22 protein-coding genes and 5 pseudogenes are annotated in these 23,175 nt (G+C 34.2%); 13 read left to right on the top strand and 14 right to left on the bottom strand.

Annotation, left to right across the window (positions count from 1 at the left end):
- Positions 1-266 precede the first annotated feature (266 nt).
- From ABWU58_RS06200 to ABWU58_RS06220, 5 genes and pseudogenes are all read left to right on the top strand, one after another.
- Entirely contained in the window at positions 267-2,327 is a 2,061-nt protein-coding gene (locus ABWU58_RS06200; RefSeq protein ID WP_309165575.1) for a recombinase family protein, read from the top strand.
- A gap of 18 nt (positions 2,328-2,345) precedes the next feature.
- Positions 2,346-2,507: pseudogene (locus ABWU58_RS06205) on the top strand (JAB domain-containing protein); the annotation flags it as partial.
- Positions 2,508-2,676: 169 nt separating this feature from the next.
- Complete coding sequence (locus ABWU58_RS06210) at positions 2,677-3,870, top strand: hypothetical protein (protein ID WP_353282917.1); 1,194 nt, start codon at positions 2,677-2,679, stop codon at positions 3,868-3,870.
- A 65-nt stretch (positions 3,871-3,935) separates the two neighbouring features.
- Positions 3,936-4,856, top strand: coding sequence for a helix-turn-helix domain-containing protein (locus ABWU58_RS06215; protein ID WP_353282918.1), 921 nt, complete (start codon positions 3,936-3,938; stop codon positions 4,854-4,856).
- A 46-nt stretch (positions 4,857-4,902) separates the two neighbouring features.
- Complete coding sequence (locus tag ABWU58_RS06220; protein WP_353282919.1) at positions 4,903-5,880, top strand: helix-turn-helix transcriptional regulator; 978 nt, start codon at positions 4,903-4,905, stop codon at positions 5,878-5,880.
- 96 nt (positions 5,881-5,976) lie between these two features.
- Here ABWU58_RS06220 and ABWU58_RS06225 read toward each other — a convergent pair.
- The 3 genes and pseudogenes from ABWU58_RS06225 to ABWU58_RS06235 all read right to left on the bottom strand — a co-directional run.
- Positions 5,977-6,492, bottom strand: a pseudogene (locus tag ABWU58_RS06225) (patatin); the annotation flags it as partial.
- A 138-nt stretch (positions 6,493-6,630) separates the two neighbouring features.
- Positions 6,631-7,974: a group II intron reverse transcriptase/maturase gene (gene ltrA / locus ABWU58_RS06230; RefSeq protein WP_253308914.1), complete on the bottom strand. Its 1,344-nt coding sequence runs from the start codon at positions 7,972-7,974 to the stop codon at positions 6,631-6,633.
- A 509-nt stretch (positions 7,975-8,483) separates the two neighbouring features.
- A pseudogene (locus tag ABWU58_RS06235) lies at positions 8,484-8,888 on the bottom strand (patatin-like phospholipase family protein); the annotation flags it as partial.
- Between ABWU58_RS06235 and ABWU58_RS06240 the strand changes: the two are divergent.
- Positions 8,887-9,408 (top strand): phospholipase D family protein, encoded by a 522-nt coding sequence (locus ABWU58_RS06240; RefSeq protein ID WP_264686998.1) that lies wholly within the window; start codon positions 8,887-8,889, stop codon positions 9,406-9,408. The pseudogene ABWU58_RS06235 and the gene ABWU58_RS06240 overlap by 2 nt on opposite strands.
- Here ABWU58_RS06240 and ABWU58_RS06245 read toward each other — a convergent pair whose 3' ends face one another.
- The 10 genes and pseudogenes from ABWU58_RS06245 to ABWU58_RS06290 form a co-directional block, all read right to left on the bottom strand.
- Positions 9,409-9,627 (bottom strand): hypothetical protein, encoded by a 219-nt coding sequence (locus ABWU58_RS06245; protein ID WP_353282920.1) that lies wholly within the window; start codon positions 9,625-9,627, stop codon positions 9,409-9,411.
- 60 nt (positions 9,628-9,687) lie between these two features.
- On the bottom strand, positions 9,688-10,203 hold the full coding sequence (locus tag ABWU58_RS06250; RefSeq protein ID WP_353282921.1) for an ankyrin repeat domain-containing protein: 516 nt from the start codon (positions 10,201-10,203) through the stop codon (positions 9,688-9,690).
- A gap of 33 nt (positions 10,204-10,236) precedes the next feature.
- Positions 10,237-11,187 carry a phage tail protein gene (locus ABWU58_RS06255; protein ID WP_353282922.1) on the bottom strand — a complete coding sequence of 317 codons (951 nt, stop codon included), beginning with the start codon at positions 11,185-11,187 and terminating at the stop codon, positions 10,237-10,239.
- Entirely contained in the window at positions 11,188-11,397 is a 210-nt protein-coding gene (locus ABWU58_RS06260; protein WP_006015620.1) for a tail protein X, read from the bottom strand.
- The gene (locus ABWU58_RS06265) at positions 11,394-11,741 is read right to left on the bottom strand and encodes a phage tail protein (RefSeq protein ID WP_353283732.1); all 348 of its coding nucleotides are present in this window, start codon (positions 11,739-11,741) and stop codon (positions 11,394-11,396) included. The genes ABWU58_RS06260 and ABWU58_RS06265 overlap by 4 nt, the downstream gene beginning before the upstream one ends.
- Positions 11,741-14,023, bottom strand: a pseudogene (locus ABWU58_RS06270) (phage tail tape measure protein). Before ABWU58_RS06270 ends, ABWU58_RS06265 begins: the two are co-directional and overlap by 1 nt.
- 109 nt (positions 14,024-14,132) lie before the next feature.
- Positions 14,133-14,390: a phage tail assembly protein gene (locus ABWU58_RS06275; RefSeq protein WP_353282923.1), complete on the bottom strand. Its 258-nt coding sequence runs from the start codon at positions 14,388-14,390 to the stop codon at positions 14,133-14,135.
- 88 nt (positions 14,391-14,478) lie between these two features.
- Positions 14,479-14,760: a type II toxin-antitoxin system RelE family toxin gene (locus ABWU58_RS06280; protein WP_353282924.1), complete on the bottom strand. Its 282-nt coding sequence runs from the start codon at positions 14,758-14,760 to the stop codon at positions 14,479-14,481.
- Entirely contained in the window at positions 14,744-14,944 is a 201-nt protein-coding gene (locus tag ABWU58_RS06285; RefSeq protein WP_182319452.1) for a hypothetical protein, read from the bottom strand. Before ABWU58_RS06285 ends, ABWU58_RS06280 begins: the two co-directional genes overlap by 17 nt.
- A gap of 61 nt (positions 14,945-15,005) precedes the next feature.
- Positions 15,006-15,410 (bottom strand): annotated as a pseudogene (locus tag ABWU58_RS06290) (phage major tail tube protein); the annotation flags it as partial.
- 157 nt (positions 15,411-15,567) lie between these two features.
- Between ABWU58_RS06290 and ABWU58_RS06295 the strand changes: the two are divergent.
- Positions 15,568-16,161: a hypothetical protein gene (locus ABWU58_RS06295; protein ID WP_353282925.1), complete on the top strand. Its 594-nt coding sequence runs from the start codon at positions 15,568-15,570 to the stop codon at positions 16,159-16,161.
- On the opposite strand, the gene ispF is transcribed toward ABWU58_RS06295, so the two are convergent.
- Positions 16,091-17,410, bottom strand: coding sequence for a 2-C-methyl-D-erythritol 2,4-cyclodiphosphate synthase (ispF, locus tag ABWU58_RS06300; protein WP_353282926.1), 1,320 nt, complete (start codon positions 17,408-17,410; stop codon positions 16,091-16,093). The two genes, ABWU58_RS06295 and ispF, sit on opposite strands and share 71 nt — an antisense overlap.
- Before the next feature lie 141 nt (positions 17,411-17,551).
- On the opposite strand from ispF, the gene ABWU58_RS06305 reads away from it, so the two are divergent.
- The 6 genes from ABWU58_RS06305 (at position 17,552) to ABWU58_RS06330 (ending at position 23,166) form a co-directional block, all read left to right on the top strand.
- A complete protein-coding gene (locus ABWU58_RS06305) occupies positions 17,552-18,616 on the top strand; it encodes an AI-2E family transporter (protein ID WP_353282927.1) in 1,065 nt (354 codons plus the stop codon).
- 129 nt (positions 18,617-18,745) lie between these two features.
- A complete protein-coding gene (locus tag ABWU58_RS06310; protein WP_353282928.1) occupies positions 18,746-19,381 on the top strand; it encodes a DnaA ATPase domain-containing protein in 636 nt (211 codons plus the stop codon).
- Between the two features lie 365 nt (positions 19,382-19,746).
- Positions 19,747-20,733 carry a tyrosine recombinase gene (locus ABWU58_RS06315; RefSeq protein ID WP_353282929.1) on the top strand — a complete coding sequence of 329 codons (987 nt, stop codon included), beginning with the start codon at positions 19,747-19,749 and terminating at the stop codon, positions 20,731-20,733.
- A gap of 55 nt (positions 20,734-20,788) precedes the next feature.
- Positions 20,789-21,514 (top strand): lysophospholipid acyltransferase family protein, encoded by a 726-nt coding sequence (locus tag ABWU58_RS06320; protein WP_353282930.1) that lies wholly within the window; start codon positions 20,789-20,791, stop codon positions 21,512-21,514.
- Positions 21,515-21,565: 51 nt separating this feature from the next.
- Entirely contained in the window at positions 21,566-21,835 is a 270-nt protein-coding gene (gene rpsT / locus ABWU58_RS06325) for a 30S ribosomal protein S20 (RefSeq protein WP_012673338.1), read from the top strand.
- 80 nt (positions 21,836-21,915) lie between these two features.
- The gene (locus tag ABWU58_RS06330; RefSeq protein ID WP_353282931.1) at positions 21,916-23,166 is read left to right on the top strand and encodes a citrate synthase; all 1,251 of its coding nucleotides are present in this window, start codon (positions 21,916-21,918) and stop codon (positions 23,164-23,166) included.
- The last annotated feature ends 9 nt before the right edge of the window (positions 23,167-23,175 follow it).

Here is a 23,175-nt window from a genome sequence, read left to right on the forward strand (position 1 = left end):
GTTCAAGAGCCCATTGTAGTAGTAATGTATTTGTTATTCATCGTAATAACATAATTCTGCGTATCCCGTTTCTTGCTACCAACTTAGCCAGTAAGCAAGATTTTCTCACAAGTAAATTAACATGGGATTCATTATACGAATTTGTTTCTTTAGCAAAGGAGTATAAATTATGCCATGTAAACCAAATAGAGTGTGGAAAAAAATGCCGCAATGTCTCAAATCAGAAATTTTAGAAAACATATTATTAGTGTCCAAAGAGGTCATCCATGAATACATCAGAGCTAATTACAGCACAACATTTAACACGCGAAGCGATAATTTACATAAGACAATCAACACCTCATCAAGCACTGAGCAATCAAGAAAGTTTGGAGTTACAGTATGCGCTGAAACAAAGAGCTATTGATCTTGGGTGGAAAGCTGATAATATTGTTGTTATTGATAATGATCTCGGCTTAACAGGTGCTAGTGCTGAAAAGCGTGAAGGGTATAAAGAGATTCTCGCTAAAGTCACTTTATCAAAGGTAGGGATTATCCTATCCTACGATGTGACTCGTTTGTCACGTAATTGTTCTGATTGGTATCCGTTATTGGATATATGTGGCTATAAACAGTGTTTGATAGCTGATCGGGATGGTGTGTATGACCCTGGTACTATTAATGGTCGGTTGTTACTTGGTCTGAAAGGACAGCTTGCTGAAATGGAGTTATCTACTATAAGAGCCAGACTAAATGCTGGACTAGTAAATAAGGCAACCAGAGGAGATTTAGCCTTATCTCTTCCAGTGGGTTTCGTTCGTAACATTGATGATTCCGTGAGTAAGGATCCTAACCTTGAAGTTCAGCAGCATATTAAGCTTGTTTTTGACACTTTTCTAGAAAAACGAACAGCAGCACAAGTTGTAAGGTATTTTAACAATAACCAACTTACCATTCCTAGGTATGACAATTTTAAAGAAGTGCATTGGAAAAAACCAACTTTTGACGCAATTATCTCAATGCTCAAAAACCCTGCTTATGCTGGAGCATTTGCTTATGGTCGTTCTTGTACTACGCGTCACAAACTATCTTCTGCTAATAAAACAACAAAAAGACTACCAATGGAAGAATGGAAAGTTCTAATTAAAGATAAATACCCAGCTTACATAGATTGGGAAACCTTTACAAAGATTCAGATCATACTTAAAGATAATCATGCGGATTACCGTCGCTGTAGAACACGTGGAATAGCTAGACCAGGTGCAGCATTATTACATGGAATAATCTATTGTGGAGAATGTGGACACAAAATGATAGTACAGTATAAAGGAGGAAATCATTATAAATGCAGTTACCAACATCAACGTGATCTTTCCCCTTCATGTCAGTTTTTACCTGCTGATATTATTGATAATGAAGTAATTCCTAAATTTTTTGCAGCACTTAGTCAAATTGAGCTAGATGCTTATACTAAGGCTATTAACTCGCAGCTACAATCTGAACAAGAAATTAATAAAGCTCATTTACAACAATTAGAACGCTTAAGATACCAAGTAAGATTGGCAGAACGACAATTTAATCAAGTTGATCCTGACAATCGTCTTGTAGCTGCAGAACTTGAAAGACGTTGGGAACAGGCATTGAATGAACTCAAGCAAGCGGAAATTACATTTGAACGTCAGTATCCAAGTAAACCTACTCCTCAATTATCCGAGGAACTGAAAACAATATTTTTAGATGTAGGTAAGAAACTACCAGAAATTTGGCATAAGTCAGTTCTGTCACGTCAGCAAAGAAAATCTTTTGTTCGTTGTCTGATTGATAAGGTAGTAGCACACCGAATCATGCGTGATTGCTTGCAGATACGTATTGTATGGCATGGTAGAGAAACTACCACTTTCCATGCTCCTATTCCAGTAAGCTCCTTTCGTGCATTGACTACTGCAACAGAAATGGAGCAATCGATAATAAAGTCAAGTAAAGAGGGTAAAACGGATATAGAAATTGCCAAGTACTTAGAAACACAAGGGTATCGTTCTCCCTCACAATCAAAGAATATTGTTTTAGAAAATACAGTAAAAAATATTCGGTTAAAAAATAATATTATGCGAAAAAAGGAGCAATCACACCCCATTAAAGTGCCTGGCTACCTTACTATTTCACAAGTTGCAAAAATCCTTGAAGTTTCCAGGCAGTGGCTTTACGATAGAATAAGGAGAGATAAAATAAAAATACAAAAAGACTATAGCAAAACCAGAGGCAAGTATTTATTTGAAGATAGACCAGAAACTGTTAGAACCCTTATGGATTTTAAAAATGGTAAACTCAACAACCCAAATTTTTTATAGGAGTATCAATATGTATAATCGCATAACCACCCAGAAGGAAGGTTAAAGCCATCTGATGAGGATGAAGCTGTAACTAAAGACTTGGCTAAAGCTTGTCAGACTATAGGGATTAGGTTACTGGATCACATTATCATCACAAGTGTTGAGTATTTTAGCTTTAAAGAGCAAGGACTGTTATAAAGCAGATGTTTGAAGATTTTCATGAGTTGTTTAACTACTTGAATGAAAAAGTATTTGCAAGCACATTAATAATTCTCTATAATTAATGAGAAAGTATATATTGAATTAATAATAAAGTAATAAAGTCGGTTGTAGACTTAGTAAAGTATATTGAATAGCGGAGGCTAATATGGTTAATAAAATAATTGTACCTTTTGATGATCAAGAAGGAGGTACTTACGAGTTAAACATTGATCTTGATAGATTATCAAAAGGTGAGGTGTTAAATGCTATTGTAGGAATAGGTCGTACTAAAGAGCAGTCCACCTTTGTAAGCAAAACTAATAAGGCTAAAAAGCTTGGAGAGGTGCCTTTTCCTAGCAGAGACGTTCGCGAAAACAAAATCAACTACGGAAAAGGGCTTGATTATATATATGGCACAAAACCTGTAAGCGATCAAGCAGATTATCAAAATCCATTTTCTTCATCTTTGCAAAAAATAAAGCCAAGCGCAGAAACTTTGAGCTGGTTAAAAAGTGAAGTGGTAGAGGCAAAGAATGTAAATGAATTGCACAAAGTTATAGACAAAGTACTAGCTTCTGGAGGAAGGCTAAATGCATGTAATGATGGAGAATGGAGCTTTGCAGAATATGTAGTATTAGGTACACATTTTCACAGATTAGAAAAAAGTGATCGAAAAAAGATAATGCGTAAGCTAATGCTAAGTGGTGCAGAGTTTCATGATACTTTATTGCAGAATAAACTGATAGGTGAAATCTATAATGAGCTACAACCAGAAGTTCAGCCACAGATAGATGAGAGACTAGAAGAACTAGAGAAAGCTGGCGAAAGTGCTGTGCAAGAAGGAGAATTAATAGATGTTGAGATAGATAATACAACATCGTATATAGAATTTTCTGGGGATAGCAAGGTAGAGGTAGCCAAAATACTGGAAGCAAACAGAGAATTAGGAAGTAATATTTTAAAAATTGGCAATGATGCAGTTGAGGTTAAAAGTGAGAAGGGAGGTATAAGAAACTATATCGATATGTCAGATGGAAGCTCTATTATATTAGAATTTCCTACAAGCATTGGTAAGCTAAATATTGTATTGTACCAGGACGTAAAAAACTGCAGTCAGGTACAAGTAAAAGTAGCGGATAAGGAAATGTGGGCTGAGTTACAAAAAAGAGGCGAAGAAATAGGAAAAAACTGCCTTTTTGGGGGAGTGAAACTTCAAGAAGCAGTAGAGAAAGGTAATTTCACTAGATGTGGCATATGGAGTGAAAAGTATGCTATAAAAGAGATTAGCAATGATGAAGTATTGTCTTCATGGGTAAATAGGGTATGTGGAGGTAGTAAAGAAACCTTTAGGGAACTTTAATTCATTTATTTTAAGGTTCCAGAGTTTACTGGAGCCTTTGAGCTATAGTAGAAAATATTATATATATGGTTTTTTGCGTGGAAAAAAGTCTAGATTATGAAGTAGGACAAAAAGTAAAAAGTTGGAGGTTAGGGCGAGGTTATACTCAGAAGGGTTTAGCTGAGAAAATTGGTGTAAAGTACTGGATAATACTGCAATATGAGAAAGGGAACCGTAAAATTCCAATTAAGAAGTTATATGCCATAGCAGAAGCATTATCAGTGAATGTTAAAGGTCTAGTTTGTGGAGAGACACTACCAAATGAAAAAAGATATTTTGAAGAGGAAGAAATATTAAGTTTAGTAAAGGGATATAAGGATAAAGAATTACGTGAGATATTTTATTTATTAACCAAATTTATCCGTTTGAGCGAGGAAAGAAGTGGAAAAGCGGTAAAAATAGAAGTAGCAAGGGGTTTGATGAAAGTAGGAGTTTCTGCTCATGTTATCTCTCGAACAACTAACTTATCTATTGGTGAGTATGAGGAGAACAAAATTCCGGTTCCATACAAAGTAGGGCAAAGGATAAAAGAGTGGAGATTGATACGAGGATATACACAAAAAGATTTAGCGAATAAAGTTGGCATAACAAATCAAGGAATATACGAGTATGAACAAGGGAGAGCTGCTGTCTCACTTGAAATGTTAGATGAAATAGCAAAGGTATTATCAATCAGTATCATAGATCTACTTCCCGAATCAGATGAGGATAGTGAAGCGGAAGAAAAGCTATCAAACTTGATAGAAGAATACAAAAAGATTGAGAGTCGGGAATTACGCGATATGCTAATCAAGTCTTTATTTGAAGGTATACATGTTTGTAGAGAAAAGGTCAGAGAGGAAAAGAAGATTGAAGTTGCAAGGAATTTAGTGAAAGAAGGAATTTCTGTTGATATTATCTTGCAAACGACAGGCTTATCAAATTATATGATTGAGAAATTTTTGTGATTTCATAAAAACTTAGCCAATAGTGGATTTTTTTGTGATAAAATATATGTTTGCTTCTGTAGGAAAAACAGCTTTTAGAGGATTTATCTATGATAATTCAGAGCATATTGGCTCAGTAAGCTACGAGCTAGGGAAAAAAATAGAAGGTTGTAGGATAATACAAGGGTATACTCAGGCAAAATTAGCAAGCAAAATTGGTTTAACACATAAGGAAATACATAACTTTGAACTAGGGTGCAAGGCTATTACAATCAAAGAATCGTATATAATAGCAGGAGCATTGTCAGTCAATGTTGTAGATCTACTTCCAGGACCAACAGTACTAAGAGAAAACGGTTGGTACGAAGATGAGGATAAAGAAATAGTCTATCTAACAAAAATACATAGAGAAATTAAGGATCAGGAATTACGCAAGAAGCTGTATCCATTAGTAAGGTTTGTATATATTAGCGAGAAAATTAGCCAAGAAGAAGCGAAAATAGAAGTAGCAAAGAATCTAGTGAAAGAAGGAGTTTCAGTTGATATTATTTCCCAAGTGACTCGCTTATCTACTTATGAATATGATGATATAGAGAAAGAAATTTGTACTGATTCTATACTCTACAAAGTGGGAAAAAGGATAAAAGAGCAGAGATTAATACGGGAATACACTCAGGAGGACTTGGCAAATAAAATCGGTTCAACACCTAAAGAAATACACGACTATGAACGAGGATATACAGACATTCCAATTGAAATATTATATAAGATAGCAAAGACATTATCAGTTAACATTAAAGCTCTTGGACTAACAGAATATGAAAATGAGCCAGTTTTTAGGTTTATAGGTAAATGCGAAAAAATTGAGGATCAAGAATTACTGGATACGGTAGCTAGATCTTTATCTGAAGGAATGCAAACTGGTAAAGAAAAGGTTAAAAAAGCAGAGAAAATCAAGATTGCAAAAGATCTAGTTAAGGAAGGTGTTGCTATTGATATTATTGTGCGAGCAAGTGGCCTAACTGCTGATGAGTGTGAAAATTGAATTGTGTTAAACAATATATTAAGATATAAGTAAAAATAGTTATGTGTTTAATATATCTATTCTAAAAACTTGTTTAGCTCTTCAGAATTTGACGTATCAAGATATAACATCACAGAATTTCTCTATCGCTTTCTGATTGTCCTCTATCATTGCATTTGCCTCTTGCTGAAGAGATTTGATATTTTTTGATGTAATATTATCCATGTCAGGTGATGCTATTTTTAATTGCGATTGTATACGTATATATTTATCAGCTATAACTTGATTAAGTTGATAGTTTACTGCATCTAAACTTGAAGAAAACATCACATGTATTAGTGGTTTTATCCAGCCTATTTTTCCAAATCTCTTTGAATTGGCATACTCTATGCTTCTATCTGTTCTGCCAGTACCTACCGATAACAGTAGAATATCATCATTTGGAAATAACCTTTTACCACTAGCATAAGCACAAGCCGCTGGATTATTTGCAAAAACCCCTCCATCCACTAATACCATTTCCTTGTGGTTGATTTTAAGATATTTAGGTGTAAAGTAAGTAGGTGCAGCCGTTGCAGATCTGAGTGCATCTTTCAGCTTAATATTACCTTCTTTCCAGCTTTTAAAGAAAAATGGTAGGGTCGAGAACTGGCGCGCCTCTTTAGGGTTTGGTGGCTGATCCATTATTTTCATGTTGGGCCTCAATCCAAAATTCCCATATTCACGTTTCCAGCTCCCGCCTCATCAAACGCAGCATGCGATTTTCCCGCACTACGCTTTCCTAGTAGTTTCTTTACCAAAATTTATAACATATTGTGCTGGTAAGGCTTTCTGAATGTAATACCTTATTCTATAGTCTGAATAAAGATCTAGAGTTTTATATATCCATTCACTACTCCATCTCTTCCAGCCAAATCCTTTCTTTGCTTTTCTGGCTCTCATTAGATTGCGTCTTATTTTCTTCTCTACCCAATGTTTGACGTAACTAAAGCTTCGATTTGTGTTTCCAATCCTAAAGTAGTTTGTCCACCCTCTCAATATCGGATTAATGATATGAATCACTTTTCCTATTGGTTGCGATTTATAACAGCGGAATACTTCCTTCAATTTTTGAAGTAGGTTTGTTCGTGCTTTCATCTTGGGTGTTATCCTCACATTCCACTTTCCTTGTTTTGTGATGTTCTGTTGAAAATCAAATCCTAGGAAGCTGAATGTCCCTTTTTCTTTAAGATTAATCACTTTTGTCTTTTCTTCGTTTACTTCTACTTCTATTTTTGCTAATTCTTCTTGTAACCTTTTGTGCACTGATTTTTCAAGCCATTCCCATTTCTGGTGTCCATCTATCAGTATCATTAGATCGTCTGCCCATCTAGCGTATTCTATATGTTGATATTTTCCTTCTTTAGTCACCTCTTTTGCCTTCTCTAGCATTTTATCCACCTCATTGAGGTATATATTGCTTAGTAGTGGTGAAAGTGGTGATCCTTGTGCTATTCCTCGTTTCCCTCCTACTTTGAGGATTAGCTTAATCAAGTGCATGATTTCTTTATCGTTTACCCTTTTGGAAATCTTTTCCATAAGAATATGATGTCGCACATTATCAAAGTAGGACTTTAGGTCTACGTCAATAACTTTTGTATTGCCTTTGATTGCTGCTTTCGCTACCCTGCTTATTGCTTCATGCGCTTTTCTCTTAGGTCTATATCCATATGATCCGTCCTGAAAGTCAGATTCGAATATTGGTTCAATTATTAGCTTTAGTGCGCTTTGCACTATTCTATCCCGAATGCAGGGTATGTTCAACGCTCTGAGTTTTCCTCCAGCTTTTGGTATTTCCTTTCTCCGGTTCCTATTTGGGTTATAGGTCTTGGTTATTAGTTCACGTCTGATTTGTTGAAGATGCTTCTCTAAGCCTTCTGCTTCTATCGATTCGAACGTCACCTTATCAATTCCTGGTGCCCCATTACTCTTCTTTGTCAGCTTATATGCTTCTTCTAGCGTCTCCATCTTACATACGTGAACATAGATTCCCCAGAATCGCCATTCCGGTTTTGCCTTCGCTTTGGTATATATCTTCCTTCTCAGGTCTTGTAATTTAATTGGCATTTTTATCATTTTTACCTTTACCTCCCTTTTGTTAAAAGATTCCTACTAGTAGGGTGCCTTTGCTCCATGAGCGTTACCTCACTTCGTCACTACTACACACCCATCCGCCACCCTTTCATCTTCAGTTCATTTCCTGTTTCCAGTTATAGAACCTACCACTCCAAGGTATTTCTCCTTGGGATGAGGAGGGCTTCTCCAGTTGCCTCGTATTCCCTTATTATCATGTCATCACTACCACCCCGCTAAAGTAGATATGCTGTATCATTCGTATTTCAGCTATCTATGTTGCTTTCACCCAACTGCCGTGAGCTCAGCCTTTAGTTTTACACACTTTCGAGGCCACCTATGTGTTCGCTTTCGCTACAACCTGATAATTCGCCATTATCCTTACGATAACGTTGTCGGTAGGCTTCAATATCTTGGTTTCCCTCCATATTGCTACCCTAGCTACAGGACTCCGACTCTTATCCTGGTGGGTCTACCTCCCACTGAACATACTCGCCTTTTCTGGACACACGGCAGTTATTCTGAATATCGTAACTCGTAATCAACACATTACTTAAAGTGTTTTTTAGAATATCCTCTCCAAAATATTTATCCAATACAGATTCAATATTTTTATGTGGGTATTGTGCGCAGTTAAACCAAGATAATATTGATCGCCTGAAGAATGAAGATTTGAAAATATATGATCCATATTCCCGATAGAGCTCAACCAAATCATTGGCTGAATATTGGGGATTTCCTTGATTATCTTTCTTGCATAACCCTGCTACAACAATTCCACCAGTTGAAGTACCTGCCATAAGATCAAAGATTTCAGCTATCGGTTTTCTTGCTCTCTTTTCTATTTCTGCTAGAATGATGGCTGGTATTATGCCCCTTATGCCTCCGCCGTCAACTGAAAGGATGTATTTTTTCATGATTAGATATTTATTAGTTCTATTAACTTGCTCACTTTTATCAGGGTGTGTTTCTTGTCCAAGTACTACTGTATGTTTCACTCCTAGAGAAAATTGCACCAATCTAATAATTGATTCCGTAGAACATGCTAAAAGGTCTGCGTTGGTTCAAGCATATTCATTTACTTCTAAATCTATTGCAAAGTCGCTAATCGAAGCTAAGGAACGTGGTGTTGATATTAAGGTTATCCTAGATGAATCACAAACTAGTTCAAAACATAGTGTAATTAACGAATTATTTGAGCACAAAATCCCGATATGGATTGACTTTAAACCTGCTATTGCTCATAGCAAGGTAATTATTATTGATAATCAAAAAGTCATAACTGGATCATTTAACTTTTCAGATGCCGCTCAGCAAAGAAATGCTGAAAACCTACTGATCATAACAGGAGATCCTCCACTAGTTGAGCAATACGTTGAAAATTGGAAAGATCGTCAATTGCAATCTAGGCCTTATACGCCATTAATAGAAAATTGATTACTCACATTTTAAGTTGCTAGCTTTAAAATCATCCAACTCTTCAGAAAGATTTTTCACCCTTTCCTCAAGTACGAGTACCTTTTCCATTAAACCATATTCAATAAGTTTATCGTGAAATTGTACCCTTGAGTCTAGCTTGGATAGCCACCATATGAATCCTACAGTCTGTACAACTATTGTTATTATTACCGCTATTGGAATTTTTTGATTTTGCATGTTTCTCCTAATTGTGTAATAAAAAATTTTCAACTACTTCTTGTTTCCAGTTACGAAATATTACCGCTCAGACTCGTGTTTCTTTTCAGCATTATAGAGCAAGTGTATAATTTCATCGTACGGTTTATCTTTGTTATGCCGTGATCTTAGTACAGCTACATCTCTTGGGTTTTTCCCATCTGTGTCTCTAATGTTAGGGTTTGCGCCTTTTTCTAACAAAAGTTTAATTATCTCTAAGTTACCTTTGTATGAAGCTGCATGTAATGCTGTCCATTTTTCATATTTTGCTGTGTTTATATCAGCTCCTTCCTCTATTAGAAATTTAACAACTTCCAAACATCCTGCACCTGATGCATAATGTAATGCTGTTAATTCGGGAATCTGTGTATTAATATCTAATAGATTATTTGCTGAAAATTTTACTACTTCTAGGCTACAGTTCTTAGAAGCAATCCGCAATATTGTTTTATAATTGTCTGTAGCTTTTGCCTTCATGTAGCAATAGGTAATAACAACACATATTATCATTGTTATACACCACCAAAAATGTAGCTTATTTCTTGAGTCTCTATTCATATTTAATACTTTTTTCAACATTAAATATTTGTTTTACTTATTTTCTCTTAACGTTGATGCTGATAACACAGTGCGATAACCTGAACTATCTAACACATGTTCTGCTCTGTCAATTATCCACTCACCGTCTATATCTTGATGAAATTCTAATAAGCTAAGTTTCGCCTCTGCAAATAGTTCTGGATTACCAGGCATAGTGATATCCAATACTGCATTATTTCGCTTTAGTTGTTTTAACTTAGCATTTGCTGCACTGATTGCTGATTCTACATTAGAGTAAAGCGTTTGTATAGTATAACTTGGACTACCAGTGCCAGCTGTTTCTGACATAGTTTCACCTTTTTCATAGCTATGCCATTTCGCAATTACCGAGGTGTACCTGCTCACTGTAAAGTGCACTTTCCAATTTATTGTGTCTTGAGGTCTAATAGCTGTTGTTCCTAAAGCTTTTCCAGTTGCCGACTTTGCTTTGCCTTTTGGAATAAAGAGTATATATCCGCCAGCTAGTTTTGCCATTGCTTCGCGTTCTATTGCTATTTTCGTTAGTAAACTTATATCACTTTCTTCTGTTTGGTTAATATGTGGAATCAACACATTTTCAAATTCTTCTGCAACTCTGCACCCATATCCGTGTTTTTCTGCTATTTCATTAACCAAGTTACCTAGAGTAATTTGATGCCATTCTTTAGATACTTTTTCCTTTAATGATAGTCTTAAATTTGTTGCATGAGCCTTTATTAGTAAGGTTTTAGGTGGACTCTGCACCGTAATTTCATTAACCGTATATATACCCATAGGTACTACTCCAGTTTCTTTGTAACCTAAAACGATACTTAATTCATTCGGAATATCTATGTTTTCATCCCTGTAATCAACACACACTTCAACTACATCGTCTATTGTCCCAGATTCATCTGTAAGGCGCAATGATATAACTCTATCTTTAATTGATTCACATTTATCTATTATAAAATCTGGCTGCATTTATTCCCAGACCTTTAATTTTGACTTTTGTACTATTTTCTTAATAGTAGGAAGCTTTATCTTTAATCCTGCAGGCAAAAAGCTTCCGTATTCTGCCAAACCTAAGTTCTCTGCTAGTACTAATTCCACTACTCCATCAGTAAATCCGTAATGTTTCCAGCAAATCAGATCTAACATCTCATTTTCTTTACTCACATAGTATACAGTCATCTATAGCTTTTTAAACTCAAACTAAATTCAACTTTTCTTGGTAGTCCATTAGGTAAAAAATACATCTGCTTTTCTTCTAACCTAGTAATTACGAATTGTCCTAAAATATTACCTAAACTATCTACTAAAATATGTGGTTTTTCAGCTTCTTTCACACTCTTTAATTGATTTAGCCCGTTGAGATTATGTAGATAAATCATTCCTTCTAAATCTATATTTTCTACACCTTGACCGATATTTTGTAATAGTGGCATATTTTCAATACACTCAATCGTGCTCCAACGATTTTCTCCGCTATACTTTAAACTTGTGGGAGCAAACTTATACGGACCAAGAGATAGCATCAATAAAATGTCTCTACCGTATCAAATAAAACATCACGTGACTTTTCTCTTATCCTTTTTATTACTTCATCTGCAAGACTACGAACATCTTGGTTAGGTTCTGCTTTAATGCTGATAGTGTAATTATTAGTGATGTTCTGAATTTTATTTTGTTCTTTATTTTCAAACTTACTCCTTGTAAAATCTGCAAATATCTTATCGCTCTCTGTAAACTTTTTCTCCTCAATAAGGCTTTTGACTCTGAAGCTATTTTTATTTCTCTTGGAAAATTCTTTAATTATACTGTTACCTAGCAAAGGATTTCCACTGTTGAGAATATTACTTTTTAGGGTAGTATGGACTACTTTTATTTCAGTTTTTCTTTTTTCGAATTCTTTCAGTGGGCTATTTTCCAATACTTTTCAAAATACACTTTCCCCTATCCATGAAAAAGCTTTTCCTATAGGTTCAATGAGTGATTTCCACAAGCTAGAGAAAAAGTCTTTCACCTTTTGCCAGTTATCTATAACAAGAGCTGCACCAGTAACAAGTCCAGCAACTAAAAGTCCTATAGGGTTAGCGAGTGTTATTGCTCTTAGTCCTGTTACTACTGCAGGAAAAACTGTAGCTGATAAAAATGAAAATACTCCAAATAGGTTTGCTTTCAGACTAAAAATCGTACTTCCTAGCAATGTAAATCCGTATCCTAGTCCTACTGCTACAATTTTTAAACTTATCAAGGCTGCTACAGTACCCATGATCGCCGTGGTTAAAGTTGGATATTTTTCTGCAAACTCTGCTATATATCTAGTTTTTTCTTGTAAAAATTCAGCTATAGATTTTAAAGTAGGCAGCATCACTGAGCCCAGGTTCATACCAACTTCAGCTATTGCATTTCGAAGGAGTCTTAATTTATTGGCTGTAGTGTCTGCACGATTTTTGAATTCTTTTTGCAGAGAGCTTCCGTACTTTTCTGTATTAGCCAATAACTTTATTGCATCCTCATACTTATTAAAACTTCCAGCTAATAATGCAATATCATCTTGATATTCCTGACCGAAAAGTTTCATAAGGATTGTAGAACGTTCCTGATTATCCATTTTCTTTAGAGTTTGAAAAAAGTGAAGTAGTGCTTCTTCTCCGCTTTCACTGATCCTTTGTACCATTTCTTCCGCGGTTATGCCCATTTCTTCTAGTGCTGCTTTGAATTCTTTTCCTTGACCTTCAGCAGTTTGAAGTTTGCTAAGCAGTGCATTTATAGCAGTTGCAGCTTTTGCTGGTTGTTTACCTAAACTAATAAAAGCATTTACTAAGCTACTTGTTTGTTCAAACTTTAATCCAAACTGCTTTGCAGTACCACCAACTATTGCTAGAGCTTCAACCATATCTTTTGCTTTAGCAGCAGTGTTATCTGATAAGTGGTTGATTACATTACCAACATGCTCCATTTCACTAACATCAATTCCATAAACGTTAGAGAGTTTAGCTATGGAATCACCTGCTTGCTCTGCAGACATATCAAATGCTGTAGACATTTTTGCCACCGTTTCTGTAAATTTGAAAAGATCTTCTTTTTTGATACCAAGTTGACCACCGCTTGCAGCTATTTGTGCTAATTCTGCAGCAGATAATGGTACAGTACGTGACATCTCTTTTAACTTCTTAACAAATTTATCAGCTTCCTTTGTTTCTTTGTTAAACTCAACTACTTTTGCAACATCAGCCATAGCCGATTCAAAATCAACAGCAACTTTAATTGGCGCTGCAAGCGTTAGCCCTAGTCCAATAGTCTCTATAATTTGTGACTTAAAATGTGCTTTGCTTGCTAAAAAACTTTGGTGACTATGTATTGCAGACCCAAGCTTACCATACTTACCTTTTAGCACTTCAATAGAAGAACCAAGTTTATATTGATCACTTACTAATGACTTAATATTTCTTCCACTTTTTCTTACTTCCTCATTGAATGAATGCAAAGCATCTCTCTTCCTTAAGTATGCCTCTTTTGCTTTTGTTGCAGAAAATTTAGCTTTATCAAACTCAGCTTTTAAAGTTTTGCTTGGTTTCTCTACCGCTTTCATTTGTTTAGCTAAAGATTTTACTTGATCTTCAAAGCCCTTCCATGATCTCCTGCTAGTTAAAACATCACTACCCAATTGCTTAAACTTTGATACTGATTTTAAAGATGAATCAAGCTTTCTTATATTCTCACCAAGATTAGAGAGTTGACTACTACTGCCCTTTATTACAGTATTAAAACTGCCATCAAGTACTGCACCTATTTTTATCGATAATACTGACATTTGAACTCCCTAGCTAATTTGCTCCATAAAATAAACTCACTAATCTCCATATCAAGAATGTGCTCAACTCCACCACCTATGATAGAGCCAAGCACTAGTATTTCTAATCTCAAGTTTTTTGGATAATCGGTGAAAAAAAATCCTTTAATACCTCTTGAATTTTCACATAATCAGCAATATCTAACTCTTCAATTGCTTCTTTTGCAACTGATGTCAAATTGGCAGTCAAAGTTACTTCCTTACTTAGATCACTACCACTAAGTCTCTCAATAGCTAGATAATCTCTAACTTTTGGACGTCTAACGGTAAGTTCTGAGACAGAAATACCATCAACTGTTATTTGATTATTAAGTAGTACTGTTTGCATATTTCCCCCTAAAAGTTAATTAAATAAAAGTCTGTTTGGCTTTTACATAACTAATTTCTTTGTTATGATTATGGTGCTATAAACAGGATTAGCTTTGATAAGAATCTTTTCTGTGTTCAATTGAAGTAATAACTACTGTATGCTCTGGCGCATCTATGTAATAAAGTATACGGTAGGTACTTACACGTAGACTACGTTGCCCACTTAAGTTGTGCTTTAATGGCTTTCCAAGTCCAATTGGATCAACTGTTAGACGCTCCATTATTGCCTTTTTAATCATTGACTTTACTTTTACTGGAAGAGCCGGAATGTCTTTCTTTATAACAGATTCTGAATAGTCTATATTGTAAGGTTTAGTCCCAAAAGACATCTTGATGTTTTACTCTCTTTTCTTTATAGCGTTCGTCAGCAATCTTAGACAATTCCATATCTTCAATTTCTTCTTCCATTAATTCAGTTAATAACTTTAAAACGGACTTGTCTTGAGATTGCGCTACACTAACAAGTAAACCAGTTAGCTGCTCTATGGAATTTGTATGAGCTTTAGAATCCATATTAACTATACACCTACAACTTCCTGTATTTTAACATTTTTATGTAATTTTGTCAACTATATTAGATTCCTAAAACCGTTTGTAGCAAGGCCATCTGATCAACACCATTAATCTTGCGGATCATATTCTCAGCATCGATTTCTATCAGCTCATTGCCACCTATGGTAAGTTTATAGTAATGAGCAGCTACAGTGCATTTGAGAGTGGCTTTTTCAGCAGGTTTCCAGTTACCAAAATCAAATTCTTTAAAAATGCCTCTTAAATTGATTATTACTCCTTCAATATCATTGCTTCCGCTGCCTTGTAATCCACCCCTTAGCGTCAAAGAAACTGAATTCCCATTTATCAACCCAAATAGCCGAAAGAGCTCTGTATCGTATTCAGAAAAAGTGAAATCTGCTTCAAGCTTTTCCATGCCCATATCAATATTTACTGGAATATCCATACCACCAGCACGGTACTCCTTATATGTTAAAAACAAGTTCATAAATATTACAAAGTGGTAATACTAAGAACATGCAGAGAAGAGGAACCGTGGTATTCCTTGGTCATAAGGACCGTAACAGAGCAAGGTTCTCTTCTTTGGTTTATTATACTGAAAGTTCCGAACAACTGATTGAGCGTTGAGGCTCGTATATAAGGAATACCAACGTAGAGTATTAGAAAATAAAAATGATGAATCATCAGAGAAAAAGTTTGCAAGAAGAGAAAATCAAATAAAAGAAGGTATCGAAAAATTAATGGAAGATTATTATAGTCAAGAAAATGCAGGAGAGAAAGGATATATAAGCGAGGAAGAATTTAAACAGACAATGAGAAAAATGAAAGAACGCTTACAAGGGATAGAAGAAGAGAAAAAAAAGGTAGTTGATCAGAAGACAGTAGAAAAAGGAATAAGTCTTATTATAAATAGCATAAAAAATTTTTATTCTAGTGTAAAATCGAACCTGGAACAGCTAGATTGGGGAACTAAACGTGGTATTATTAAAGCATTGATAGGACAAATTAAGATAGGTCGTGATCAGGTAGAAGTAGGATTTCAGATCGAAGAACTAGCGCAGGATGGGGGAATTCTTAATTTGTATCATTGTACTACACACCATGATAAGGGGGCTAGCGGAGTTTGTCAAGCAAGTTTTTTCGTTTCTATTCCCAATAAAAGTTTGTATGCAATAACACAGAAGCATGTGCTGCTATTCCTTCATTTCTTCCAATAGAACCTAATTTTTCTGCAGTGGTTGCTTTGATATTTACAAATTCATCATCAATTTCTAATGCTTTTGATATGAATTTCTTCATTTCTACTTTGTAAGGCGATATTTTAGGCTCCTCACAAACTATAGTAATATCTAAATTAGACACGCTGTACCCTTTTTCCTTTGCTTTTTTAGCAGCAAAGTCAAGAAAGTGAGATGAATTGCAATCTTTCCATTCAGAGGAACTAGGAGGAAAGTGCTCTCCTATGTCGCCACATCCCAGTGCTCCGAGTATTGCATCAACGATTGCATGTATTGCAACATCACCATCAGAGTGCGCTTCTATTGCCATGTTGTATTCAATTTTCACACCGCAAATTTTTATAAAGCTCTCAGCACCATTTTGAACTTTAATGAACTTATGTATATCATAACCAGCTCCAACACGAAATTTTGGCTCTTCAAAGAGAAGCTTTGCCATATTGATATCCTCTTTTGTGGTTAACTTAAAATTGCTTTTCTCACCTTTAATAATCGCAACATGTTTTTTGTGCTCTACCATTAGTGATGAATCGTCAGTAAATTCTTTGTCTGATTGATGACACGATAATAATTCTTTGAAATTAAAAATTTGAGGAGTTTGTATGGCTCTGAGTTTTCCTCTTGAAATCGTAGATTCAACGAAATTATTACCCATCAATGACATAGTATCTTCAACTTCTATTGCTGGAACTACTCCTGTATATTGATCATTAATCATGAATTGAGCCAAGTTATCTATCAGAACATTTGACACAAAAGGCCTACAAGCATCGTGTATAACTACAAAATCTGGGTTAACTTTTTGTAAGCTTTCAAGCCCTAGTTTAACTGAACTTTGCCTGCTTTCTCCTCCATATATTGGACTTAGTAATTTAGTGTCTACACCTCCTGTCATCCAAGTAGCTTGACTACTTGGATCCATACTTTCTTTTTTCCTAGATTCCAGCGTCACGCGCTGGAAGGAGTGTACCGCTGATTTTTCACTTAAATAATGATTGTACAAGAGATCCATCGCTTCCCTATAAAAACTTTCATGGTCTCTATTAATTGCTATTCTTATGTAATCTATATATTGGTTAGCCAAAAATCTTTTAATTGTATGAAATAAAACAGATTTACCTGCAAGTTTTGTATACTGCTTAGGAATCGTAGAACTGCATCTACTGCTTACTCCCGCTGCAACTATTAATGCTGCTATTTTGTATTTCTTGAATTTGTTAGCGCACATGTTTATCACTTTTAGCGTAAGTGTATGATAGCAGGCTATCTAAAATTTCAAAATGAATAAATAGTATTACAAATCGCAAAATACTTTCAACATAGGAAAAATAAATTGTATATTTTTCAGTAAATTGACTATGCTAAAAGCATGCAAAAACGTCATATAACTATTTGTTTTATACTGCTTTTTATAATAGGGATGTTATTCCTGATGCGTCCTATGATTTTTCCATGTTTAATATCTATTGTTATTGCATATTTGTTTAATCCGCTAGTAGTCAAGTTTGAAAAGTATAGAATACCGCGTCCATGTTCTGCAATTTTTATAATACTTGTTTTATTAATAGCTTTTATACTAGTTATAACATTTGTTTTGCCTATTATATATGTTCAAATTACTTCAATATTAAATTTCTTAGTGAGTAAAGTGCCTTCATTAAAACTTAAAGTAATCCCCTCTGTATTAGAATTTCTTAATATAAAAATCGAGGATAGCTTATTTGATCACTTATCTAAAAATCTAGCAGAAAATTACAGCGACTATGTATCTTATTTCATGAATGCTCTTGATATTGCTAGTAACTTTATAATCCAAGTGTTAAGTTCAAGCTTTAACACGGTATCATTAATGGTGATTACTCCTGTAGTGTTTTTCTATATATTACGTGATTGGCCTTTAATTATAGAAAAAGCTAGTAAATTAATTCCTATGCCTTATAGAGAAAAAGTTGCAAATTATTTTTCCAAAGTGGATTTCATTATATCTAATTATCTAAAGGGGCAGGTAAATGTATGTATTGTCATGATGGTCTTTTACTCTGTGAGCCTGAGCATAATCGGATTGAAACACTCCATTGTTATTGGAATTTTATCAGGAATGTTAACGTTCATACCTTACGTAGGACCATTATTATATACCATTATTGGGTTTTTGAGCGCTATCACTCAATTTAGTGGATGGTTTGAAAGTGCTGCCGTTTTGCTATTATTTGGTGTTGGACAATTAATAGATTCAAACATATTAGTTCCTTTATTAATAGGAAAAAAAGTTCATATACATCCAACTGTAATTATTCTGGGAATTACTATATGCGCTTCATATTTTGGATTTACAGGTATATTACTTTTTATTCCAATAATAGCAATGTTCAATGTATCAGTAGAATATGCAATCAATAAATATTTTAAAAGTGAGCTTTATAAAAACGGCTAACAGACCTTTTGCATAATCAATTTATGGTAAGAGGAGAAATGAGCCCAGAATACCTGAGATATTTGAGGAGCGTAAGTAAATTTCTGCGCAAAAATTACTACCAGAAAGAGGTTACGTAAGAGGTTCAACGTGCAATTAAATTTATTTAACAACAACCAAGCTGATTATAGTCGGCAAAATTACATCATCTTAGATGAAAATAAGCACATATATAATTCAGTAATTGAGGATTTATCTTGGAAATGTCTCATTCTTTTTGGACCTAAAAGCTCCGGTAAAACTCATCTTGCTCATATTTGGCAATCAATAAACGATGCAATTTTTATCAATGTGAATAACTTCGTAAGCGAGATTAGGTATAGCGATGCTTTTATTTTAGAAGACGTACAAAACATTAAAGATGAAGCAATGTTATTACATTGTTACAATTACATGAAAGAAAGTGACAAGAGGCTGCTAATCACTTCTTCAATTTCACCAAAAAAGCTTAACTTCAAACTAAGAGATTTAAGTTCTCGAATATTATCAACTATCAGCGTAAAAATTTTGTCTGCAAGCGAAGAATTATTAAGAATCATGCTAATAAAACGATTTTCAGATAAACAGTTAAAAATTGATTTAAAAGTGATTAATTATATTTTAGCAAGAATAGAACGTTCTTTCTATAGCATTGATAAAATTATAGAGAAGATAGATAATGAATCTATAGGGTCAAATGTGACCGTCCCTTTTATTAGCACTTTATTAAAAAAAGATGCCATTTGATTTCTTCTTTTGTAAAGGTATATATTAAAAATTTATTAACACCCATAACACTAACGTAATTGAAATCTCTATCTGTCCATGCTAGAATTATAATAAATGTTATGTTATAATAAATATAGATAGATACAGCTAAGAAGTATTCTATATTTATAGTAGAGCTCACTTTATAAGGTGTTTTTTATAGATTTGACGTTATAATTTAACTATGATAAGAGTAAGATTAAATTTAAGAAAAAGGTTAAAGCAAAAGCTTGTGATGTTCACTCTATTGATAAATGCCTTATTTGTCTCATATTTTCTCATAAGAAACACAGGGAACACTTCTAATCAAATTATAGCCAAAGAAATAAATATAGGAGCTGATAATGAAAAATAAACAGTCGCAAAATAAAAAAGAAAATCTTTACATAACATATTACATAGATGCTTTGGCTTCAGAGAGGTCCGCTACGCAAAATACTTTGGAAAGTTATCGTTCGGATTTACACCAGTTTGAAGAATTTTTATTAGAAAGCGGCACTACCTTGGTTAGTGTAAACAAAACCAATATTAAAGATTATGTGAAATCTCTATGTACACAAAAAAAATATAAAAGTAGCTCTATATCAAGAAAAATATCCGCTATGAAAAATTTCTACAAGTGTCTATTTAATGACGGAATAATAGATTTTAATCCAGCACCGGCTAATGATGCTGAATTAAAGAATCCAAAAGTTTCTCGTCCTTTGCCTAAGTATTTAAGTGTCGAAGAAATATTTTTGCTAATGGACACAGTGAGAAAATCAGCAAGCGAATCGAATAAAGAGATAAGCAGTAAAAGGCTATGTGCGATTTTAGATATCCTTTACTCTTCTGGAATGCGTGTTTCTGAACTAATTGATATGAAGTTATGTGAAGTGTCACATTTAATAAACAGTAATAACAAAGAATGCTATATAATAATAAAAGGAAAAAGTGGTAGAGAGAGGCAAATTCTTTTTAATGAACAAGCATTGCAGAGCCTTAGAAATTATTTATCAGTTCGTGACAATCTGATCCCTAACGAAAAGGAATCCGATTGGCTATTCCCAGGTGATAAACCTAATAAACCAATTACAAGGCAGAGGGTCGGTCAATTAATGAAGGAGTTAGCAAGAAAATGCAATATTGATGAAAATAAGATCTCTCCACACGTGATTAGGCATTCTTTTGCTACCCATCTACTGGATAGCGGAGCAAATATTGTGTTGATACAGAAAGTTCTTGGCCATACTAACCTTTCTACAACACAAATATATACTCATATTGCTAACGAAAAGTTAAAGGACAAATTAGCTGATTCGCATCCTATTACTCAGATGATCAATAATTAAACTTATTGCTTTTAATTTGTAGTAAAGTTAAATTCAAATAAGTTTATGTGAGTTTGTGATTTCAAGTTTATTGTTTAATTTCTTCCTTATATTATGGGAAGTATTCTATACTTTAATTGCTTTCCCTGTAATTTTCTTTCCTGAGTATGTAATAACCATTTTCCTCGTCTGTTCGGTGAGAGTTGTATTATTCATGCTGCGTTTATTATGTGGCATTAAATATGAAGTGAGGGGAATGGAAAACATTCCTAAGCAACCTTTTATCATTGCATCTAAACACCAATCTCCATTTGAAACATTTATTTTTATACTACTATTTAGAAAAGCGGTTTTTATTTTAAAACGTGAATTGAAATGGATTCCATTCATTGGTTTACATCTTATAGCGCTGAAAATGATTTTTATTAACCGTTCAGATGGTATCAGTTCTATACGCCATATAATTAAACTAGCAAAAATGCGTATAAAAGAAAATAGAAGCATAATAATATTTCCTGAAGGTACAAGAACGACTATAAACCAAAATATAAAATATCAACCAGGTATTGCTGCTTTATATAGCGTATTATCTGTTCCTGTGTTACCGGTTGCTTTAAACACTGGTTTGTTTTGGCCAAAAAGCATACTTTCTCTGAGAAAGAATCCCGGAAAGGCAGTAATAGAAATATTGCCCCCAATATATCCTGGGTTAAACAAAAATGAATTCTTGCAAAGTTTAGAAAAAATTATTGAAGAGAGAAGCAGTAGATTAACCATAGAAAAAACTGATATTGCAAATTAACAAAAAAACTTTATAATTAAAAAAAAAGTACAGTATTTTAGGTATTAATATATGGCAAATCATAAGAGTGCTAAAAAAATGATAAAGGTAATAGCAAAGCGCACTTTAATAAATAAGATGCGGAAAAGTAAAACTCGCACCTCTATTAGAAAATTGGTTGATATAATCAAGTCTGGCGACAAAGAAAATGTTGTTCTGGCATTTCGGAATGCTGAATCCAATTTACATAAGTGTGTGAATAAAGGTGTTATTCATAGGAATACTGCTGCGCGTAAAATAAGTCGCTTAAATGCAAAAGTAAAAGCATTGATGACCGCTTAATACGGTTAATGTAAAGTTAACTGTATTAATATATACTCTTCAGTTTGTATATTCTGTATAAAATTTAAGTAGCTTAAGTGATGGATAAAAAAGCGCTATTAGAACTAAGTAATGGATTAAAAATTGAGCTACCCATATTAAGTGGAACAATAGGTCCTGACGTGTTAAATATCAAGAATTTATATAAGACGACAGGATTATTCACTTATGATCCGGGATTTGTTTCCACAGCTTCATGCTCTTCCACAATTACATTCATTGATGGAGATGAAGGAGTACTTAAATATAGGGGACATAATATAGCTGATTTAGCAGAAAATAATAATTTTACTGCTGTGATTTATTTATTGCTCTATGGTGAATTACCCAGTTCAGAGCAACACAAAAAATTTCTTCTCAAAATACAAAAATTATCCAAAGTATCAGAGCAAGTTACAAATGTAATCAAAGCATTTCCAAAAACTGCTCACCCTATGTCGATTTTAATTGCATGTTTTGCAAGTTTGTCAGCATCTTACCATGAAAAGCATGGCAACAATATCAATGATGAAGATCTAGATTTTGGAATTTCTGCAATAGCACAAGTTCCTGCAATTGTTGCAATGATTTATAGGCATATCAACAATCAGGAATTCATAAATGCTAACAATGAATTAAGTTACAGTGAAAATTTCTTAAAGATGATATTTGGCGATGCTGTTGATAATGATAAAAGCGCCCTTTTTGCAAAAGCTCTGGATAAAATATTTACTCTCCATGCTGATCATGAACAGAATGCTTCTACGGCGGCTGTCAGATTGGTGGGATCGGCTGGTTCTAATCTGTTTGCAAGCCTCTCTGCAGGAGTTGCTACACTTTGGGGACCAGCACATGGTGGAGCTAATGAGGCAGTTATAAATATGCTAAAAGAGATAGAGCAAAGTGGAGATATAGATAAATTCATCGAAAAAGCTAAAGATGATAAAGATCCATTTAAATTGATGGGATTTGGACATCGTGTTTATAAAAATTATGATCCGCGCGCGCGTATATTGAAAGACGCTTGTCATGAAGTTCTAAGTAAACTAGAACGAAATAATGAATTGCTCAAAATTGCAAAAAAACTTGAAGAAATAGCTTTAAAGGATGAATATTTTATCGTGCGTAAGTTATATCCAAATGTTGATTTTTACTCAGGTATAATAATGAATGCTATCGATATTCCCTCAAATATGTTCACGCCTATTTTTGCACTTGCAAGAACCACTGGTTGGGTTACTCAGTGGTATGAAATGATAAATGATAAAGAAACTAAGATCTGTAGACCAAGGCAACTCTATTTTGGTAAATAAATTTATTTT

The organism is Wolbachia endosymbiont (group A) of Pogonocherus hispidulus (genome assembly GCF_964028195.1).
Taxonomy (GTDB): domain Bacteria; phylum Pseudomonadota; class Alphaproteobacteria; order Rickettsiales; family Anaplasmataceae; genus Wolbachia.

Bases quoted from the DNA above. Each gene is read 5' to 3' on its own strand.
- ABWU58_RS06200 (WP_309165575.1), top strand. From the start codon at position 267: ATGAATACATCAGAGCTAATTACAGCACAACATTTAACACGCGAAGCG.
- ABWU58_RS06210 (WP_353282917.1), top strand. From the start codon at position 2,677: ATGGTTAATAAAATAATTGTACCTTTTGATGATCAAGAAGGAGGTACT.
- ABWU58_RS06215 (WP_353282918.1), top strand. From the start codon at position 3,936: ATGGTTTTTTGCGTGGAAAAAAGTCTAGATTATGAAGTAGGACAAAAA.
- ABWU58_RS06220 (WP_353282919.1), top strand. From the start codon at position 4,903: ATGTTTGCTTCTGTAGGAAAAACAGCTTTTAGAGGATTTATCTATGAT.
- ltrA (WP_253308914.1), bottom strand. From the start codon at position 7,974: ATGATAAAAATGCCAATTAAATTACAAGACCTGAGAAGGAAGATATAT.
- ABWU58_RS06240 (WP_264686998.1), top strand. From the start codon at position 8,887: ATGATTAGATATTTATTAGTTCTATTAACTTGCTCACTTTTATCAGGG.
- ABWU58_RS06245 (WP_353282920.1), bottom strand. From the start codon at position 9,627: ATGCAAAATCAAAAAATTCCAATAGCGGTAATAATAACAATAGTTGTA.
- ABWU58_RS06250 (WP_353282921.1), bottom strand. From the start codon at position 10,203: ATGAATAGAGACTCAAGAAATAAGCTACATTTTTGGTGGTGTATAACA.
- ABWU58_RS06255 (WP_353282922.1), bottom strand. From the start codon at position 11,187: ATGCAGCCAGATTTTATAATAGATAAATGTGAATCAATTAAAGATAGA.
- ABWU58_RS06260 (WP_006015620.1), bottom strand. From the start codon at position 11,397: ATGACTGTATACTATGTGAGTAAAGAAAATGAGATGTTAGATCTGATT.
- ABWU58_RS06265 (WP_353283732.1), bottom strand. From the start codon at position 11,741: ATGCTATCTCTTGGTCCGTATAAGTTTGCTCCCACAAGTTTAAAGTAT.
- ABWU58_RS06275 (WP_353282923.1), bottom strand. From the start codon at position 14,390: ATGCAAACAGTACTACTTAATAATCAAATAACAGTTGATGGTATTTCT.
- ABWU58_RS06280 (WP_353282924.1), bottom strand. From the start codon at position 14,760: ATGTCTTTTGGGACTAAACCTTACAATATAGACTATTCAGAATCTGTT.
- ABWU58_RS06285 (WP_182319452.1), bottom strand. From the start codon at position 14,944: ATGGATTCTAAAGCTCATACAAATTCCATAGAGCAGCTAACTGGTTTA.
- ispF (WP_353282926.1), bottom strand. From the start codon at position 17,410: ATGTGCGCTAACAAATTCAAGAAATACAAAATAGCAGCATTAATAGTT.
- ABWU58_RS06305 (WP_353282927.1), top strand. From the start codon at position 17,552: ATGCAAAAACGTCATATAACTATTTGTTTTATACTGCTTTTTATAATA.
- ABWU58_RS06315 (WP_353282929.1), top strand. From the start codon at position 19,747: ATGAAAAATAAACAGTCGCAAAATAAAAAAGAAAATCTTTACATAACA.
- rpsT (WP_012673338.1), top strand. From the start codon at position 21,566: ATGGCAAATCATAAGAGTGCTAAAAAAATGATAAAGGTAATAGCAAAG.
- ABWU58_RS06330 (WP_353282931.1), top strand. From the start codon at position 21,916: ATGGATAAAAAAGCGCTATTAGAACTAAGTAATGGATTAAAAATTGAG.